This window comes from Mycobacterium sp. PS03-16 (assembly GCF_004570325.1).
Taxonomy (GTDB): Bacteria; Actinomycetota; Actinomycetes; order Mycobacteriales; family Mycobacteriaceae; genus Mycobacterium.
The window spans coordinates 38,625-54,894 of the sequence record NZ_SPQO01000016.1 but is presented as its reverse complement, the minus strand read 5'-3'; the positions used below and the strand labels follow the sequence as shown (position 1 = coordinate 54,894).

The following is a 16,270-nucleotide window of genomic DNA, read 5'->3' as shown; positions in this document are numbered from 1 at the left end:
GCACACCCGAAGAAAAGCCAGGTCAACCGGCGTGCCGGTGGTTGGCGGTCGGTGCGGCCGCTACAGTGCATGGCGTGATCACCAGCACGCGCAGGCCGGGATGGACCCGCAACGCGAAAGCGCTGGCCGCGCTGGCGACGGCCATCATCCCGGTGGTGGCGGGCTGCTCCGACTCCGGCGAGCCGGCGGCTCCGGGAGAGGCACCGCAGACCACGCAGGCCCAGCAGAACACCTCGCACGGACCCTTCTTCCCGCAGTGCGGCGGGATCAGCGATCAGACCGTCAGCCAGCTCACCGAGCGGCCCGGGCTGGTGAACACGGCGACGACGTCGGTGGGCTGCCAGTGGCTGGTCGGTGGCAGCATCGTCGGTCCGCACTTCTCCTTCACCCACTTCCGGGGCAGCCCGATCGGGCGCGAGCGCAAGACCCAGGAGCTCTCGCGCACCAGCGTCGAGGACATCAACATCGAGGGCCACGACGGGTTCATCGCCAAGTCCGACGACCTGTTCACCGGCACCACCAACCTGTGTGAGGTCGGCATCCAGTTCGGCGACGATTTCATCGAGTGGTCGGTCAGCTACGACGCCCAGCCGTACCCCGACCCGTGCCAGGTGGCCACCGAACTCACCCGCCAGTCGATTGTGAACTCCGAATGAGCCGACGCGCACGACTTCTCGCCGCCGTCGCCGCCCTGCTCGCCGTCGCCTCGATGCTGCTCGGCTGCACCCGCACCGTCGAGGGCACCGCCGCGCGCGAGGGCACGGGCGGCGGCCCGAGCAACAACGACTCCGAACGGCAGTACCCGAACCTGCTCAAGGAGTGCGACGTGCTGACCGAGGACATCCTCGCCGAGACGGTGGGGGCGGATCCGCTCGACATCCAGAGCACGTTCGTGGGCGCGGTGTGCCGCTGGCAGGCGGCCAATCCGGCCGGCCTGGTCGACATCACCCGGTTCTGGTTCGAACAGGGCAGCCTGGACAACGAGCGCCAGACCGCCGAACGGCTGCAGTACCGGATCGAGAGCCGCTCGGTGGCCGGTGTCCCGTCGATCGTGATGCGCCCGGGTGACCCCAACGGTTCCTGCGGGGTGGCCAGCGACGCCGGCGGCGTCGTCGGCTGGTGGATCAACCCGCAGGCCCCCGGCATCGACGCGTGTGGGATGGCGATCAAGCTGATGGAGCTGACGCTCGCCACCAATTCCTAGCGATTTCGGTGTCGTTGGTCGCGCCGGCCGCGACCGACGACGCCGAAATCACCGTGGGATGTGGAAGGTGACCAGCGCGGCGCCGCCCAGTTCCAGCCGGTCCCACGGCGCAGAGGTCTGTAGCACCGCCATCGCCGAGGTCGGGAACTTCGCCGAGAGCCGTTCTGCCGCCTCGGCGTTGCTGTCCGCCGTGTCGGCCAGACAGAGAGCCAGGCCCGACATCACCGGTTCGTGGCCGATCACCAGCAGCGTGGACACCGCGTGGTCGAAGTGCCGCGCCAGCGCGTTGATCTCGCCGAGCACGATGCCCGGCGTGGCGTCGTAGATCCGGTCGACGAACCGCACCGGCGCATCGATCGCGGTGCGCTCGAGGGTCTGTCGGGTACGGGTCGCGGTGGAACACAGCACGGCGTCCACGGGCGGCAGGTGGGCCCGCAGCCAGTCGCCCGCCAGACCGGCCTCCCGGACCCCGCGCGGGGCCAGGGGCCGCTCGTGGTCGGCGGCGCCGGGCGGGTAGTCGGATTTGGCGTGCCGTAGCAGCACCAGGGTGCGGAGGTCCGGGGTCACCCGCATCACGTTAGGGCAGTGCGCGTACATGCCGGTCGAGGTCCGCCGACTTGTCAGAGCCCGGACCTACACTCGCCATGCACACGACGCCGACCCGGCGAACAGGTGCGATGACGAGGTGGAAAGGGGCGGGTAGCCATGCGATTCGTGCACACCGCCGACTGGCAGCTCGGGATGACCCGGCATTTCCTCAACGGCGAGGCACAGCCGCGGTATTCGGCCGCGCGGCGCGAGGCCGTCGTGGCGGTCGGCGCGCTGGCCGCGGCCTCCGGTGCGGAGTTCGTGGTGGTCGCCGGGGACGTGTTCGAGCACAATCAGCTCGCGCCCCGTGAGGTGAGCCTGTCGCTGGAGGCCATGCGCTCGATCGGGGTCCCGGTCTATCTGCTGCCCGGCAACCACGATCCGCTGGACGCCTCGTCGGTGTACACCAGCGCGCTGTTCGCCGCGGAGTGCCCGGAGAACGTCACGGTGCTCGACCGCGCGGGCGTTCACGACGTCCGCCCGGGTCTGCAGATCGTGGCCGCGCCCTGGCGGTCGAAGTCGCCCACCAGCGACCTGGTCGCCGACGTGCTCGACGGGCTGCCCGCCGACGGGGTCACCCGGGTGCTCGTCGGGCACGGCGCGGTGGACCTCGTCGATCCGGGGAAGGACAAGCCGTCGCTGATCCGGCTGGCCGCGGTGGAGGCGGCGCTGGCGCGCGGTGCGGTCCACTATGTGGCGCTGGGAGACAAGCACTCCCGCATGCAGGTGGGCGGTACCGGCCGGGTCTGGTACTCGGGTTCGCCGGAGGTCACGAACTACGACGACATCGAGTCGGAGTCGGGTCATGCGCTGGTCGTCGATCTCGACGAGGACGACGCGCGCCGCGCCGTGCACATCACCCCGGAGCGGTTGGGCCGCTGGCGGTTCGTCACGCTGTCGCGCACCGTCGACAACAGCCGCGACATCGCCGATCTCGACCTCAATCTCGACCTGATGACCGATAAGGAGCGCACGGTGGTGCGCCTCGGCCTGACCGGGTCGCTGACCGTGACGGATAAGGCCGCACTGGACGCCTGCCTCGACAGGTACTCCCGGCTGTTCGCGGCATTGACGTTGTGGGAACGCGGATCTCACCTCGCCGTGGTGCCTGCCGACGGGGAATTCGACGATCTGGGCATCGGGGGTTTCGCCGCCGCGGCCGTCGAGGAGCTGGTCGGCGCGGCCCGCGCCGACGGTGAGGCCGCCGAGGATGCGCGCGCCGCGCTGGCCCTGCTGCTGCGCCTGGTCGATCGGAGTGATGTCGCATGAGACTGCACCGCCTGGTGTTGACGAATTACCGGGGAATCACCCACCGCGACATCGAGTTCCCCGCTCACGGTGTGGTGGTGATCAGCGGCGCCAACGAGGTCGGCAAGTCCTCGATGATCGAGGCGCTGGACCTGTTGTTCGCCGCCAAGGATCGCTCGACCAAGAAAGAGGTCAAGCAGGTCAAGCCGACGCATGCCGACGTCGGCGCCGAGATCACCGCCGAGATCTCCTGCGGTGCCCACCGGTTCGTCTACCGGAAGCGGTTCCACAAGCGGGCCGAGACGGAGCTGACGGTGCTGGCCCCGCACCGTGAGCAGCACACCGGGGACGAGGCCCACGAGCGGGCGCTCGCCCTGCTCGACCAGAGCGTCGACATGGATCTGTGGCAGGCGCAGCGGGTGTGGCAGTCGGCGTCCACCGCGGCGGTCGACCTGTCGGGCTCTGATGCGCTGGCCCGGGCGCTCGACGTCGCCGCCGGGGAGGCGGCCACGCTGTCCGGCGCCGAACCGCTGCTCGTGGACCGCATCGACGAGGAGTACGGCCGCTACTTCACCGCGACCGGCAGGCCCACGGGGGAGTGGGCCGCGGCGACGAAACGGCTGCAGGCCGCCGAGGCGCAGGTGGCCGAGTGCGCGGCCGCGGTCGCCGAGGTCGACGAGGCGGTGCGCCGGCACGCCGCGCTGACCGACGAACTCGCCCGGCTCACCGCCGAGCACGCCGGAGCCCGGCAGCGGGTGGCCGAGGCACGGGCGGCGGCCGAGGCGGTGTCGGCGCTGCGCCGCCGCCTCGCCGACGCCGAGGTGCGGGCGACGGCGGCCGACGCCACCCGCACGGCGTCGCTGGCCGCGGTCACCGAACGCCGCCGCATGCGCGCCGACATCGACGAGCGGGCCGAGACGATCGCGTGGCTCGACACCGCGCTCACCGCCGCGGTCGACGACGAGGCCACCGCGCGGGAGGTCCACGACGCCGCCGAGCAGGCCGCCGAACAGGCCCGCGCGACGGTCGAGGCGCAGCAGGCGGCGGTCGACACCGCGCGGGTGGTCGCGCATCGGCTGTCCGACCGCGACGAAGCCGACCGGTTGGCCACTCGGCTGGCCAAACTGGAAGCCGCACTGCGAGATTCGGCGTCAGTTGACGGCGAGCTGTCCGGTATTCGCCTCACCGACGCGACCATGCGCGCGGTGGAGACGGCGGCGCTGGCCGTCGAGCGGGCGGCGGGGCAGGCCGAGCTCGCCTCGGCGCGTATCGAACTGGAGGCGGTGGCCGGGGTCGACCTGTGCATCGGCGACGAGCCGGTGCAGCTGACGGCCGGGCAGAGCTGGTCGGCCAACGCCACCGCACCGACCGTGATCACCGTGCCGGGGCTGCTGACCGCGCGCATCGTGCCCGGGACGCCCGCGGCGCAGACGCAGGCCAAGCTGGATGCCGCGCACACCGAACTCACCGCGGCACTGCAGGCCGTCGGCGCCGACAGCCTGGATGCGGCCCGCGCGCTGCACGAGCGCCGCCGCGACCTGACCGGCCGGCGCACCGAGCTGGCCGCCACCGTCCGCGCGCTGACCGGCGATGACACGATCGACGCGCTGCGCGACCGGCTGGCGCTGCTGCGGGACGGACAACCCGCGGAGGCGGCGTTGTTCGATCTCGACGGGCCCGCCGACGCGGCGGCGGCCCGCGCCGAACTCGACGCCGCCGTCGCCGCACACCAGCGGGCCGTGGCCGACTGCGAGACGCACCGCAAGGTCGCGGTCGCGGCGTCGAAGCGGTTGGCGGAGAAGAGCACTCGGCTCACCGCCGTCCGTGAAAAGGCCACCGCGGCCCGCGCCGAGCTCGAGGTGGCCACCGCGCGGCTCGCTGCGGCGCGGGCCGTCGTCACCGACGAGGCGCTGGCTGTGGCGGCCGAGGCCGAGCGGGAGGCCGCGGAGCGTGCCGCCGCGCAGGTGGCCGCCCTGCGCGACGAACTGGCCCGCAGCGCGCCGGAGGCCGTCGACGCGGCCTTCGACGAGGCCCAGCGGTGTGCGCGCACCGTGGCGACGCGTCAGCAGGACGCGGCCGGACAGCTGCGGGAACTCGCCGCCGCGCTGCGGGTGTACGGCACCGAGGGCAGGCACGGCCGGCTGGACGCGGCGAGCACGGAGCGCGAACACGCCGAATCCGACTACGTGCGGGTGCAGCGGCGGGCGCGCGCGGCCGATACGTTGCGCTCGGTCATGAGCCGGCACCGGGCGGCGACGCGTCAGCGCTACGTCGACCCGTTCCGCCGCGAGGTCGAGCGGTTGGGCCGCCTCGTGTTCGGCGAGAGCTTCGAGGTGGAGATCGACCCGGAGTTGCGGATCACCCACCGCACCGTGGCCGGTCGCACGGTGCCCTACGAGTCGCTGTCCGGCGGGGCGAAGGAGCAGCTGGGCATCGTGGCGCGGATGGCCGGGGCGGCGCTGGTGGCCACGGAGGATTCGGTGCCGGTGGTGATCGACGATGCGCTCGGGTTCACCGATCCCGACCGCCTGCTCAAGATGGGCGGCGTGTTCGACGTGGTCGGCGAGGACGGCCAGGTGATCGTGCTGACCTGCGACCCCCAGCGCTACGCGGCGGTGGCCGGAGCCCACCACATCGAATTGACCTCCTGACCCCATTCCGGCTCCTACACTTGCGGCGATGCATGCCGACTACGTCGTGGTGGGAACCGGCTCGGCCGGTTCGGTGGTGGCCAACCGGTTGAGCGCCGACCCCGGTGTGACGGTGCTCGTGCTCGAGGCCGGCCCGCACGATAAGGACAAGTTCGTCCACATCCCCGCCGCGTTCTCCAAACTGTTCCGCAGCGAGCTCGACTGGGACTACCGCACCGAACCGCAGAAGGAACTCGACGGCCGCGAGCTCTACTGGCCGCGCGGGCGGATGCTCGGCGGGTCGTCGTCGATGAACGCGATGATGTGGGTGCGCGGGTACGCCGCCGACTACGACGAGTGGGCGCAGCACGCCGGCGAGCAGTGGAGCTTCGCCGCCGTCGAACCCTACTTCCGCCGCATCGAGGCCGGGCCGCTGGTCATCTCGCGCCAGCGCAGCCCGCGGGCGTCCACCGCCGCCTGGCTGGCGGCGGTGCGGGAACTGGGCTTCGCGATCGAGTCACCGAATACCGATGCGCCGGAAGGTTTCTGCGAGACGCGGGTGACCCAGCGCCGCGGCGCCCGGTGGAGCGCCGCCGACGCCTACCTGCGGCCCGCCCTGCGGCGCGACAACCTCACCCTGCTCACCGACGCGCTGGCCACCCGGGTCCTCATCGAGGACGGCCGCGCCGTGGGTGTCGAGTTCCGCCACGGCGGCGCCACCCGCACCGTGCGCGCCACCCGCGAGGTGATCCTGTGCGGCGGCGCGATCAACAGCCCGCAGCTGCTGATGCTCTCGGGCATCGGCGATCGGGAGCGGCTCGCCGACCACGGCATCGCCACCGTGGTGCACGCCCCCGAGGTCGGCCAGAACCTGATGGACCACCTCTGCGTGCCGCTGGGCTTCAATGTCGCCCACGATTCGCTGTTCACCGCCGAGAAGCCGCTGGAGCTGCTCAACTACCTGCTGCGTCGCCGCGGGATGCTGACCTCCAATGTCGGCGAGGCCTACGGATTCGTGCGCAGCCGTCCCGATCTCGACCTGCCCGATCTCGAGCTGATCTTCGCGCCCGCGCCGTTCTTCGACGAGGGGATCGGTGACCCCTACGACGGGCACGCAGTGGTGTTCGGTCCGATTCTGCTCACCCCGCACAGCCGCGGAACGGTCACGCTGCGTTCCGCGGACCCGGCCGCCAAGCCGCTGATCGACCCGCGTTACCTCACCGACGACGCCGGCGCCGACCGCGCCGCGCTGATGGAGGGTCTGCGCATCAGCGCGCGGATCGCCCAATCGCCGATCCTGCGTGACGATCTCGGCACGCTGGCTCGGCCGCTGCAGTGCCGCGAACTCGACGAGGCCACGCTCGAGAAGGCATTGACCACGTGTTCGCAGACGCTGTACCACCCCGTGGGCACGTGCCGGATGGGTCGCGACGACGCCAGTGTCGTCGACCCCGAATTGCGGGTGCGCGGCGTCCACGGGTTGCGCGTGGCCGATGCGTCGGTGATGCCGGTGATCATCCGCGGCCACACCCACGCCCCCGCGGTCCTCATCGGGGAGAGAGCCGCAGACCTGGTTGCGGACCGCACCAGAATCTGACGTCCGGGCCCGATGCGTGGCACGCGCCACGTGAGGTATCCGTCAAAACGGGTATGTGACCGACGAGTCAGACGTGACGACGGGAGACGATGGTGTCATCAGATGGAAGCAACGCGCCGATACAGCAGCGCGTAGCCGACCTGCTCAGCGCCGCCGCGGCGGCGCTCACCGAATTGGCGCAGCGGGCACGCGAAGCTGTGGAGGGGGCGGCCGAACGGGTCGGTATCGGATCGTCGGACGACGACACCGGCAGCGGCGCCGCGGTCACCGCGCTGCCCGCGGGCGGCGACAGGGCGGCGACCGAGAAGGCTCCGCTCACGGTGGTGCCGTCGCCGGACGAACCCGCCAAGAGGGCTCCGGCGAAGGCGCCGGCGAAGAAGGCTGCGGCGAAGAAGGTTCCGGCCGAGAAGGCGCCGGCCAAGAAGGCGCCGGCCAAGAAGGGCGCGGTGAAGGCGACCCCGGCGAAGACCGAGGCCGCCAACGTGCCCGGCGCGACCGAGGCGCCGGCGAAGAAGGCGCCGGCCAAGAAAGCGCCTGCCAAGAAGGGGGCGGTGAAGGCCGCTCCGGTGAAGAAGGAGACCCCACCGGCGAAGAAGCCGCCGGTGACGCAGGCCGCCAAGAAGACCCCGGCGCAGAAGACCCCGGCGCAGAAGACCCCGGCGCAGAAGACTCCAGCGCAGAAGGCCCCGGCCAAGAAGGCCACCGCCAAGAAGGCGCCGGCGAAGAAGGCGGCCGATTCAGCGACCGCGGATGCGAACAAGCCGGCCACCGATCGAGCCTGACCGCCACAGCGGCCGTACGCGGCCGACCCCGCCGCGGCGCTACTTCATGAAGCCGATCTTGGTGTAGTCCAGCGTGCCGATCCCGGTGGGTCCGTAATTGGCCAGGTTGCTGCGCACCGCGACGTTGCCCGCGGACTGGAACAGCGGCAGGCTGAACGTCTCCGCCCAGATCAGGCGGTCGAGTTCGTTGGCCAGAGTGCGCGCCCGCTGCGGGTCGAGTTCGGACAGCGTCTCCTCGATCTTGGCGTCGACCTCGGGTGAGCCGATCTTGCCGTAGTTGCTCTCGCCGTTGGAGGCGTAGATCTGGGTGAGCCCGCCGAACGGGAACGCATCTCCGCCCCAGGCGAATTGGGCGATGTCGAAGTTACCTGGCGTGACGTAGTCGGTGAACAGCTTGCCGCCGGGGGCGGCGACGAGTTGCAGGTCCACGCCGATCTGGGCGAGGTTGTTCTGCGCGATCTGCCCGATCTGGCGCGTGCTCTGTGCGTCGTAGTAGACGTCGCGGATGGTCAACCGGCGGCCGTCTTTCTCGCGGAACTGGCCGTTGAGACGCCAGCCGAGTTCGTCGAGTTCGCGTGTGGCCGCCTCCGGGTCGAACGCGGTGCCGTTGTCCTGGTAGCCCTCCTGGCCGGCCACGTAGATGTGGTTGTTCAGCGGGACGGGGTTGTCGACGAGCCCCCGCTGGGACACCGCCGCGATGGCCTGCCGGTCGATGCCCTTGGCCACCGCGCTGCGCAGCGCCGGGTCGGCGAGGATCGAGCCGGGCGCGCCGTTGAACGTGAAGTGGTACCAGCTCGGCGCCGGAGCGCGCCGGATCGCGATGCCCTGGGTGCGTCGGGCGATGGTCAGCTCGTCGAGCGACGCCAGTCCCGACGCATCGATCGAATTGTTCTGCAGCGCCGGGATTCTCGCCGCATCGTCGAGGACCGTGTAGGTGATCGAGTCAAGCTTCGGCGGGGCGCCCCACCACTTCGGGTTGCGGCTCAGCGTGATCCGCTGCGCGCCGCGGTCGATGCCGGTGATCATGAACGGCCCGGCCGAGGGGCCGAAGTTGTCGAGGTAGCCGGTGTTGAACGCCTCGGGCGTCGCGGTCATCACCTTGGGCGCGAGCATGGCGTTGCCGGCGAACATCCCCTTCCAGTCGGCGTAGTGCCGGTCGAAGGTCATCACGGCCTGCCGGTCGTCGACGCCACGGGTCACCGAGGCGACCCGTTCGCTGCCGTTCGGCGACGCGAACAGGAAGTCGGGGTTCTTCCCGCTGGTCGCGTTGATCTGGGAGGCGATGTCCTCCCACGTGATCGGGGTGCCGTCCGACCAGACCGCCTTCGGATTGATGGTGTAGGTGACCACCTGCGGGTCGGTGCCGGTCAGCTCCACGCTGGTGAAGTAGTCGGTGTTGACCGAGGTCTGCCCGTCGGGGGAGATGACGAACGCGCGCGGCAGCGTGGCCCGCAGCAGGGAGCCGTACTCACCGAGGTTGCCGTCGATGTGCAGGTAGTTGAAGTTGGGCGGGAAGCCGGTCATCGCCAGGCGCAGGTTGCCACCGTCGCGCAGGCTCGCCGGAACCTGCGGATTGATATCCGCGGTGGCGCCCAGTTCGGCGTCGCCACCCGCAGACGGCACGTCGGTGTCACTGCTCGAGCATCCGGCGAGCGTGAGCGCGGCGATCGCGGTGGCGGCGGCGAGGCGGCGGAATCTCATGCGCACCGACTCTAACGGTGCCCCGCCTCGGCGCGGGGGACCGCCGCGATCAGCTGCCGGGTGTACTCGTGCTGCGGGTCGGCCAGCACCGTGTCACTGTCGCCCTGTTCGACGATCGTGCCCCGGTACATCACCGCCACGTGGTGGGCGAGGTGTTTGACCACCGACAGGTCGTGCGAGACGAACAGGTACGTCAGGCCGAACCGGCGCTGCAGATCGAGCAGCAGGTTGATGATGCCGGCCTGGATCGACACGTCGAGCGCGGACACCGGTTCGTCGAGCGCCAGGATCTTCGGCTGGGTGGCCAGCGCACGGGCGATCCCGATGCGTTGCTTCTGGCCGCCCGAGAACTCACCGGGATAGCGGCTGGCGTCCTCCCGGCGCAGCCCGACTGTGCCGAGCAGTTCGGCTACCCGGTCGTCGATGTGTCCGCGTTCGAAGCCGTTGGCCTGCAACGGTTCGGCGATCAGATCGAACACCGGCAGCCGGGGGTCCAGCGAGGCGACGGGATCCTGGAACACCACCTGCACGTCGCCGCGCAGCGCCCGCAGCGCCGCTTTGTCCAGCGTCGCGACGTCGGCGCCCAGCACCTCGATGCGGCCGGACTGCGGCGCGGCCAGTTCGAGGATCTGGTGCAGCGTCGTCGTCTTGCCCGACCCCGACTCGCCGACGATGCCCAGTGTGCGGCCCTGACGCAGCGCGAAGCTGACGCCGTCGACCGCGCGGACCTCGCCGACCCGTCTGCGGAACACCACGCCCTTGTGCAGGGGATACACCTTGACCAGGTCCTCGACCCGCAGCACCACGGGCCGGTCGGCGGACGGTTCGTCGGCCGGCGGCTCGGTCGAGACACCGTAGATGTCGGCGGCGCTGCGCCCGTCGACCACATCGGTGCGGATGCAGGCCGCGAAATGGTCGGGGCCGACCTCGATCAGCGGCGGTTCGGCGGCCCGGCACTCGTCGACGGCCAGCGGGCAGCGCGGGGTGAACGGGCAGCCCGGCGGCAACGCGGCCGGCGACGGCGGCGTGCCGGGGATCGGTACCAGCCGGGCGCCCTGAGGCGCGTCCAGGCGCGGCGCCGAACCCAGCAGCCCGACGGTGTAGGGCATCCGGCGCTGTCCGTACAGCCGGTTCACCGGCGCGGTCTCGACCGCACGGCCGGCGTACATCACCAGCGCGCGGTCGGCGAATTCGGCGACGACGCCGAGGTCATGGGTGATGATCAGCACGCCGGCGCCGGTGACGTCGCGGGCGGTGCGCAGCACGTCGAGGATCTGCGCCTGCACGGTGACGTCCAGCGCGGTGGTCGGCTCATCGCAGATCAGCAGGTCCGGGTCGTTGGCGATCGCGATCGCGATCACCACCCGCTGCCGTTCCCCACCGGACAGCTCGTGCGGGAACGCCCGCGCCCGTCGTTCGGCCTGCGCGATGCCGACCAGGTCGAGCAGTTCGACGGCACGGGCTCGGGCGGCGCGCCGGCCGATCGTCCGGTCGTGGACCTGCAGCGCCTCGGCGATCTGGTCGCCGACGGAGTAAACCGGCGTGAGCGCCGACATCGGATCCTGGAACACCGTGCCGATCCGCCGGCCGCGGATCGCCGACATCTGCGCATCGGAGCGGCCGATCAGCTCCTCGCCGTGCATCCGCACCGATCCGGACACCTCGGCGTACTCGGGCAGCAGGCCGACGACGGCCATCGCGCCGGCAGATTTGCCCGCACCGGATTCGCCGACCAGCGCGACCACCTCACCGGCGTCCACATGGTAGGTCAGGCCGCGCACGGCGGCGACGGTCTCGGTGTCGGTGGGGAATGCGACGGTCAGGTCCGTCACCTCGAGCAGCGTCATCGCTTGCGGCGCTTCCGTAGGGGGCGGGCGGCGGGATCGATGGCGTCGCGCAGGGCGTCGCCGATGAGGTTGGCGCAGAGCACGATCGCCACCAGCACCCCGGCGGGGAACAGGAACACCCACGGGAACGTCGTCACCGACGGGGTGCCCGCGGCGATGAGCGTGCCCAGCGAGACGTCGGGCGGCTGCACCCCGAAGCCCAGGAAGCTGAGCCCGGTTTCGGCGAGCACCGCGACACCGACGTTGAGCGCGGTGTCGATGATCAACAGCGAGGCCACGTTCGGCAGGATGTGGCGGGTGATGATCCGCCGGTTGCTCACCCCCATGTAGCGGGCGGCCACCACGAATTCGCGGTCGCGCAGGGTCATGGTCATCCCGCGCACGATGCGTGAGCTGATCATCCAGGAGAAGAGCGCCAGCAGCACGATCAGCCACAACACGCTGTTCTCCGCACGGGGTGTCACGATCGCGATGAGCAGGAACGCGGGCACCACCAGCAGCAGGTCGACCACCCACATCAGGGTGCGGTCGCGCCAGCCGCCGAAGTAGCCGGCGACGGCCCCGGCGGTGGCGGCGATCAGCGTCGACGCGAACGCCACGCAGATGCCGATCAGCAGCGATTTCTGCATTCCGCGCAGGGTCTGGGCGAGGATGTCCTGGCCGAGGGCGTTGGTGCCGAACCAGTGCCGGGCGCTCGGCGGCTGCTGCAGCGCGTAGTAGTCGAGGTCGGTGTAGCTGTAGGGCAGCAGCGGCGGCAATGCGTAGCACCCGACGACCATGGTGACCAGCACGGCCAGCGAGACCACTGCGGGCTTGTTGCGCACGAACCGGCGCCACACCAGGGTGCGCCGGGACGCGAAGCGGTGCTCGTCGAGGCCGGACTGCGTGGTCAGTTCGCTCATGAGGCGCGCACCCTCGGGTCCACCGCCGCGTAGATGACGTCGGAGAGCAGCCCGGCGAGCAGGATCGCGACGCCGGAGAACACGGTGACCGCGACGACGATGTTGGTGTCCTGACCGGTGATGCCCTGCACCCACCACTCGCCGAGACCGTGCCAGCCGAAGATCTTCTCGACGAACACCGCCCCGGTCACCAGGCCGCTCACCCCGTAGGCGAACAGCGTGGCCATCGGGATCAGCGCCGTGCGCAGGCCGTGTTTGAACAGCGCCTGCCTGCGGGTCAGCCCCTTGGCTCTGGCGGTGCGGATGAAGTCCTGGCCGAGCACGTCGAGCATCGCGTTGCGCTGGTAGCGGCTGTAGCCGGCGATGCCCACCAGCGCCAGCGTGAAGCTCGGCAGCACCAGGTGCTGGACTCGGTCGGCGATCTGGTTCCAGGTGCCCTCGACCGGGGTCAGCGAGGTCTCCCCGGTGTACTCGAAGATCTGCACCCCGAGCACGTTGTTGACGTTCAGCGCGGCCAGGATCAGCAGGTTAGCGGTGACGAACGCCGGCGTGCTGAGGATCAGCAGCGACACCACGGTGATGACCCGGTCGGAGAGCCGGTACTGCCGGATCGCGCCCCACGCGCCGACCACCACGCCGATCACGGTGCCGAGGACGGAGCCGATGACCAGCAGCCGCAGGCTGATGCCGGCGCGCCGCCACAGCTCGTCGGACACCGGCTGACCCGCGACCGTCGTGCCGAAGTCGCCGCGGACGGCGTCACCCAGCCAGTGCGCGTAGCGCAGCGGGATCGGCTGGTCGAGTCCGAGTTCGGCCGCCTTCGCGTCGATCACCGCCTGCGGTGGCCGCGGGTTGCGCTCCAGCAGGCTGTCCAGCGGGTTGAACGACACCGAGGCCAGGGTGAACGCCAGCACCGAGGCCAGCGCCAACAGGGCCAGGTAGTTGAGCAGCCGGCGCGCGAGAAAGCGCGTCATCGGCGACTGCCCGCCGGGGCGCATGGCTGCATGGGCAACCAGCGTAGAGAAGATCGGCGCCCGGGCAGGTGTTGGCGGTGCCGGGCGCGCCGCTCAGGGCCGTGGGGCGGGCGGACCGCCAGGGGCGCCGCCCGGGCCGCCGGGCCCGCCGAACCCACCGGGCGGCGGGCCGAACTGGTGTGAACCGGGTCCCGTCGAAGCCTGGTCCGTCGCTGCGTACACGGCCGCGCCGCCGAATGCGGCGATGACGGCCGCGACGGCGACGGCGGCCGCGGTCTCCCGGATGCCCCAGCGCTCACCGTCGGGCTTCCCCCAGACATGCTCAGTGCTCATGGACGACACTGTGCCGAGGCCCGATGTGCGCCGGCTGTGTGCCGGATCGGCCGCGACTGTGGGTTCGGCGCTCACAGCGGGCGCATAGGAACGGCACAGGCATCGCCCATCGCCGCGCGAATAATGGATGCCATGAGTCCGAACCAGTCCGAGACGGAGCGGTCCGTGCTGCGCCGCGCGGACGGCAATCCGGTGCGCGTGCTGGTCGTCGACGACGAGCCGGTGCTCGCCGAACTGGTCTCGATGGCGCTGCGCTACGAGGGCTGGGACATCGTCACCGCTGGTGACGGCGCCACGGCCATCGCGGCCGCGCGGGAGACCCCGCCCGATGTGGTGGTGCTCGATGTGATGCTGCCCGACATGAGTGGCCTCGACGTGCTGCGCCGGCTGCGCGAGCAGATCCCCGGCCTGCCGCTGCTGCTGTTGACCGCGAAGGACTCCGTCGAGGACCGCATCGCGGGGCTGACCGCCGGCGGCGACGACTACGTCACCAAGCCGTTCTCGCTCGAGGAGGTGGTGCTGCGGCTGCGGGCCCTGCTGCGGCGCACCGGTGTCACCGAGACCGGCGGCGCGAAGATCGTCGTCGGGGATCTGGTGCTCGACGAGGACAGTCACGAGGTGACCCGCGCCGGAGACCAGATCACGCTCACGGCCACCGAGTTCGAGCTGCTGCGCTTCATGATGCGCAACGCCAAGCGGGTGCTGAGCAAGGCGCAGATCCTCGACCGGGTGTGGAGTTACGACTTCGGCGGCCGTTCCAACATCGTCGAGCTCTACGTTTCCTACCTGCGCAAGAAGATCGACAGCGGGCGCGATCCGATGATCCACACGCTGCGCGGCGCGGGCTATGTCCTCAAACCGGCCGCCCGCTGAGCCCGGCCGGGCCCGGCTGCGTGCTCCGCGGACGTGGTCGCTGCGGGCACGGCTGCTGGTCACCCAGATCGCGCTGCTCGCCGTGGTGTGCGCCGCGGTGGGCATCGGCACAGAATTCGCCCTGCAGCGGTTCCTGACCCATCAGCTCGACAACCAGCTCGCCGAGACCGGCCGCCGGTCGGCCGGCCTGTTCATGCTCGGTCCGCCACCTGCGGGCCCGCCGATGATGCTGCCCGCACCGGGATTTCCGCCGCCGGACTACCCCCACCGCATGGTGATCCGCGACCCGGGGCCCGGGCCGGCGTTCCTCAACGCCCCCGGGCAGGCCGTCGGCACCGTCGGAGCGATCGTCACCCGCGGTACCGCGGCCGACGCCGGGCTGATCACCGCCGACGGCACCCGCGAGCAGATCAGCGCGACCGCCGCCGCACAGCTGGCCACCGTGCCGGCCGACGCACCGCCCCGGACCGTCGAGCTCGACGGACTCGGCCGCTACCGCGTCGTCGCCCTGCCCGCCCGCGGGCCGGGCGAGACCATCGTCACCGGCCTGCCCCTCTCGGACGTCGACGACACCCTGCTGACCGTGCTGCTGATCTTCTGCGTGGTCGGGGCGATCGCGCTGATCGGCGCCACGACGGCCGGGGTGGTGATCATCCGCAGGCAGCTCGAACCGTTGTCGCGAGTGTCGGCCGCCGCGCGGACGGTGGCGGACCTCGAACTCGACCGCGGCGAGGTGCGGCTGCCCAGCCCCATCGTCGAGGTCGACCCGGCGGCCGCCCACACCGAGGTCGGTCAGCTCGGCTCGTCGCTCAACCGGATGCTCGACCGCATCGCCGGCGCCCTGACCGCCCGGCACGCCAGCGAGACCCGGGTACGTCAATTCGTCGCCGACGCCAGCCACGAACTGCGCACCCCGCTGGCCGCCATCCGTGGATACACCGAACTGGCGCAACGCAGATCCGACGTGCTGCCCGACGACGTCGCGCACGCCATGAGCCGGGTGGAATCCGAGACCGAACGCATGACGCACCTGGTCGAGGACATGCTGCTGCTGGCCCGCCTCGACACCGGCCGGCCGTTGCAGCGCGAACCGGTCGACCTGTCGCGGCTGGTGGTCGACGCCGTCAGCGACGCCCACGCCGCCGGGCCGGACCATGCGTGGTCTCTGGACCTGCCCGAGGAGCCGGTGGTGGTCGCCGGTGACGAGGCCCGCCTGCACCAGGTGCTGGCCAACCTGCTCGCCAATGCCCGCGTGCACACCCCGCCCGGCACCACCGTGACCACGGCGCTGGCTCCTGCTTCCGACGGCGGCGCGGTGCTCACGGTCACCGACGACGGCCCGGGCATCCCGCGCTGGCTGCAGGGTGAGGTGTTCGAGCGGTTCGCCCGCGGCGACTCGTCCCGGTCGCGCCGTGGCGGCAGCACCGGGCTGGGGCTGGCCATCGTCGCCGCGGTCGTCAAGGCCCACCGCGGCACCATCGAAGTGCACAGCGCCCCTGGCCGGACCGAGTTCGTCGTCGCCCTGCCCGCCGGCACACAGCCCGCACACAGCCACGACCCATCACCGGCCTAGCGCGGCCCGCGACCATGG

General features: G+C 71.3%; 14 protein-coding genes. 8 read left to right on the top strand and 6 right to left on the bottom strand.

Annotated features, from left to right (window positions below; translation table 11 throughout):
• The first annotated feature begins 65 nt into the window (after positions 1–65).
• Complete coding sequence (locus E4P42_RS15185) at positions 66–656, top strand: DUF3558 domain-containing protein (protein ID WP_135126902.1); 591 nt, start codon at positions 66–68, stop codon at positions 654–656.
• The gene (locus E4P42_RS15180; RefSeq protein ID WP_135126901.1) at positions 653–1,204 is read left to right on the top strand and encodes a DUF3558 domain-containing protein; all 552 of its coding nucleotides are present in this window, start codon (positions 653–655) and stop codon (positions 1,202–1,204) included. Before E4P42_RS15185 ends, E4P42_RS15180 begins: the two co-directional genes overlap by 4 nt.
• Before the next feature lie 48 nt (positions 1,205–1,252).
• On the opposite strand, the gene E4P42_RS15175 is transcribed toward E4P42_RS15180, so the two are convergent.
• Positions 1,253–1,777, bottom strand: a complete 525-nt coding sequence (locus E4P42_RS15175; RefSeq protein ID WP_135126900.1) for a histidine phosphatase family protein — start codon at positions 1,775–1,777, stop codon at positions 1,253–1,255.
• Positions 1,778–1,909: 132 nt separating this feature from the next.
• Between E4P42_RS15175 and E4P42_RS15170 the strand changes: the two genes are divergently transcribed.
• From E4P42_RS15170 to E4P42_RS15155, 4 genes are all read left to right on the top strand, one after another.
• Positions 1,910–3,061 (top strand): exonuclease SbcCD subunit D, encoded by a 1,152-nt coding sequence (locus E4P42_RS15170; RefSeq protein WP_135126899.1) that lies wholly within the window; start codon positions 1,910–1,912, stop codon positions 3,059–3,061.
• Positions 3,058–5,691, top strand: a complete 2,634-nt coding sequence (locus E4P42_RS15165; RefSeq protein ID WP_135126898.1) for an AAA family ATPase — start codon at positions 3,058–3,060, stop codon at positions 5,689–5,691. The genes E4P42_RS15170 and E4P42_RS15165 overlap by 4 nt, the downstream gene beginning before the upstream one ends.
• A 28-nt stretch (positions 5,692–5,719) precedes the next feature.
• A complete protein-coding gene (locus E4P42_RS15160; protein WP_135126897.1) occupies positions 5,720–7,267 on the top strand; it encodes a GMC family oxidoreductase in 1,548 nt (515 codons plus the stop codon).
• A gap of 92 nt (positions 7,268–7,359) precedes the next feature.
• Entirely contained in the window at positions 7,360–8,049 is a 690-nt protein-coding gene (locus tag E4P42_RS15155) for a histone H1-like repetitive region-containing protein (protein ID WP_305801108.1), read from the top strand.
• A 39-nt stretch (positions 8,050–8,088) separates the two neighbouring features.
• On the opposite strand, the gene E4P42_RS15150 is transcribed toward E4P42_RS15155, so the two are convergent.
• From E4P42_RS15150 to E4P42_RS15130, 5 genes are all read right to left on the bottom strand, one after another.
• Positions 8,089–9,750, bottom strand: coding sequence for an ABC transporter family substrate-binding protein (locus E4P42_RS15150; protein WP_135126896.1), 1,662 nt, complete (start codon positions 9,748–9,750; stop codon positions 8,089–8,091).
• An 11-nt stretch (positions 9,751–9,761) separates the two neighbouring features.
• Positions 9,762–11,597, bottom strand: coding sequence for an ABC transporter ATP-binding protein (locus E4P42_RS15145; protein WP_135126895.1), 1,836 nt, complete (start codon positions 11,595–11,597; stop codon positions 9,762–9,764).
• Positions 11,594–12,499: an ABC transporter permease gene (locus tag E4P42_RS15140; protein ID WP_135126894.1), complete on the bottom strand. Its 906-nt coding sequence runs from the start codon at positions 12,497–12,499 to the stop codon at positions 11,594–11,596. Before E4P42_RS15140 ends, E4P42_RS15145 begins: the two co-directional genes overlap by 4 nt.
• Positions 12,496–13,473, bottom strand: a complete 978-nt coding sequence (locus E4P42_RS15135) for an ABC transporter permease (RefSeq protein WP_135126893.1) — start codon at positions 13,471–13,473, stop codon at positions 12,496–12,498. The genes E4P42_RS15140 and E4P42_RS15135 overlap by 4 nt, the downstream gene beginning before the upstream one ends.
• 93 nt (positions 13,474–13,566) lie before the next feature.
• Complete coding sequence (locus E4P42_RS15130; protein WP_135126892.1) at positions 13,567–13,806, bottom strand: hypothetical protein; 240 nt, start codon at positions 13,804–13,806, stop codon at positions 13,567–13,569.
• Positions 13,807–13,974: 168 nt separating this feature from the next.
• Between E4P42_RS15130 and E4P42_RS15125 the strand changes: the two genes are divergently transcribed.
• Positions 13,975–14,679, top strand: a complete 705-nt coding sequence (locus E4P42_RS15125) for a response regulator transcription factor (protein ID WP_167759498.1) — start codon at positions 13,975–13,977, stop codon at positions 14,677–14,679.
• On the top strand, positions 14,654–16,252 hold the full coding sequence (locus E4P42_RS15120) for a cell wall metabolism sensor histidine kinase WalK (RefSeq protein WP_135126890.1): 1,599 nt from the start codon (positions 14,654–14,656) through the stop codon (positions 16,250–16,252). Before E4P42_RS15125 ends, E4P42_RS15120 begins: the two co-directional genes overlap by 26 nt.
• Positions 16,253–16,270 lie beyond the last annotated feature (18 nt).